Source organism: Chitinophaga sp. 30R24 (assembly GCF_049056765.1).
GTDB lineage: Bacteria > Bacteroidota > Bacteroidia > Chitinophagales > Chitinophagaceae > Chitinophaga.
Genome location: NZ_JBJGXX010000034.1, coordinates 1 through 2,352, shown reverse-complemented (window position 1 = coordinate 2,352; position 2,352 = coordinate 1). Strand labels below are relative to the sequence as shown.

The following is a 2,352-nucleotide window of genomic DNA, read 5'->3' as shown; positions in this document are numbered from 1 at the left end:
TGCAGCAGTACCATCCGTTAAAATAGTGTAGATCCACTCTGAAATAATATATCCCTACCCGTTAGTATAAAGCCTGTATGTTCCAGGAAAAGCGGTCTCACTGCGGGCTTAGTCGGCAAAAAGACGCGCCAGTCCTACGCTTGCCCCTTCCGCTGGCGCTCCAGGGGCTGCGCTGCGGCCTGTCACGTCTTTTTGCGCTCCTGCGCCCTCCGTTCGTCCAGCTCCCGGTCTGGCTAAGGGCTGTTTTTAATCGTGGTTGCCTTAATGCCCGCCATCCCTCCGCTGTCCATTTTTGTCCGCCCCCCGCTATCCCCCCTGGCCTTCCATTTTTGATTTTGCCGTCCGCTGGCGCTCCCGGCGAGACAAAGGCCGAAGGCGCGGCCTGCTGCGGCTCGCCCTCGCTGGGCCCTTCCGCTGCGCTCCAGGGCCTGCGCTCTGGCTGCCGCCGCAGCGGCCAGGGGGGAATGGCGGTGTGGGGCGGAAGACGTTTTGTTGGGGCGACAGGATATAGCCATCAGCGTTATACCGCTGGCCCGGCGGCGGAAGAATAAGCTGCGCGAACACCAGCGGTAGTATACTGATCAGCTTTTGTACTATCGCGCTTCCGTCCGGGGATGGATGATGTGGGGGACGGCAGAACATAGGCTGAGCGATAAATCTATGATCAACATGAGAATGTAAAATCAGCAGCAGTAACACATCATCCATCCCCGGACGGTGACCGCGTTTTATGACCGATCAGATTTTTTTCTTTCATATGAAAAAATAAAATCCGTTATTTTTAGTGGTAGAAGTTCTTTGAGACCGTTGCTGGAGGAGACGCTATTATTATCCATTTGGGCTCACCATGGCGGGGATATCTTCAAATGCGCTATTGGGAAGTAATTATGCGGAGAATCGTAAGAAGTACAATGGGATAGAATTTACGAATGAACTGGATCTTAACTTATATGATGCACAGTTAAGGAATCTGGACCCGCAGATAGGAAGGTGGAACCAAATCGATCCGAAGACAGAGAAGATGGAGATGTGGAGTCCGTATGTATCTAACTATGATAACCCTATAAGATATAATGACTTCTTAGGCGATGAACCTGGTCCTGGAGATGGGTTATGGAGTAAAATTGTTCAGCTTGCAGGAATCGCAAAGGATAACTTCAAACGCAATACTACTGCTGAGATAAATTTTGTGCGTGATTTAGGGAAACAAGGGATTAACAATTTTAAGAATCGTATTGCTACTGGAACAACTACTCCCCAATTAATACTTAATGATTTTAAAAATAATCCACTAGCTGCTATAACAGGTGTAGGTGGCTTAGAGATAAAGGTAGCAGCGGTTGCTACTGAAGAATTAGCACTTAGTACTAAGGTAGCAGGGTTAAATACTAAAACCGCAGTAGGATTAGAGGTGACTGCTAAAATAGTTGGAGAAGGGGGTGGTGTAGCTCGGGCAGCGCAATATTCTTCAGGATGGCCTAGTAGTAGTCTTCAAGGTGCAATAGAGAGGTTTGCCCCTGGTGCAGAAGGTGTTGTGAGTGGTCAAAAAACTCTTTATACTAATAGTGAAACAGGGGTCCAGGTTGTATCTGATAATTCAGGTAATTATTTCCGAATACAGGATACTAATTTGTCTGGTAGAAGATCGTACCTAGACCTTAATGGTACTGTTCCAAATAATAAAGTTGTTGATGGAAGGACAATAGGAAGAAGCCAGGCTGAATATAATCAGGTTACTCACTTTAATAATATAGATTAGTGATGAAATCAAGAACTATAGTTGTGCCTAAGGATAGCGGCGCAGAACATGCTTTAAATTATGATGAGGCAACGCCCGATCAATTAATTGAAGTCGAATTAAATGAAGTTGAATTTAAAGATTTATGGGAAACTGGTTTTTTTGAATTTATAAATAGTATAGCTGATGCGAATATTGATAATTATGAAGATGAAAGTATAGTTGAGAGGGAGAAATTAAAAAAGGTATTAAGCAGTGATATTTTCACCAGAAACATTATTGCAAATACGGTTAACCAAATTAGATATCTTTTCGAAGAAGCAATAAAACGTGAAACAGGGATTTATTTTTACTTTTAGCAAATCTGATTACAACTTGTATCTGAGAGTTGTAGTGATGAGATATAATAAATGTAAAGGGTTGCAGGCAATGCCTGCGACCCTTTACATTTATCGGGAGTATGCTTTTTTAGTTTTGTTATATGTAATAGCTGTGTGATTCATAGACATCGTTTCAATATATTTGTATGGAATATTGGTAACATGGTAGTTATGCCATACTCGTTGTAATAGTCATTTATTATGGATGAATTAGTTCGCAAACGACTAGGATGG

General features: G+C 43.4%; 2 protein-coding genes. Both read left to right on the top strand.

The annotated features are described in order from the left end of the window. The first annotated feature begins 847 nt into the window (after positions 1–847). A complete protein-coding gene (locus ACDQ55_RS21605; RefSeq protein ID WP_420983722.1) occupies positions 848–1,759 on the top strand; it encodes a hypothetical protein in 912 nt (303 codons plus the stop codon). A gap of 2 nt (positions 1,760–1,761) precedes the next feature. Further along, a complete protein-coding gene (locus ACDQ55_RS21600) occupies positions 1,762–2,097 on the top strand; it encodes a hypothetical protein (RefSeq protein WP_420983721.1) in 336 nt (111 codons plus the stop codon). Positions 2,098–2,352 lie beyond the last annotated feature (255 nt).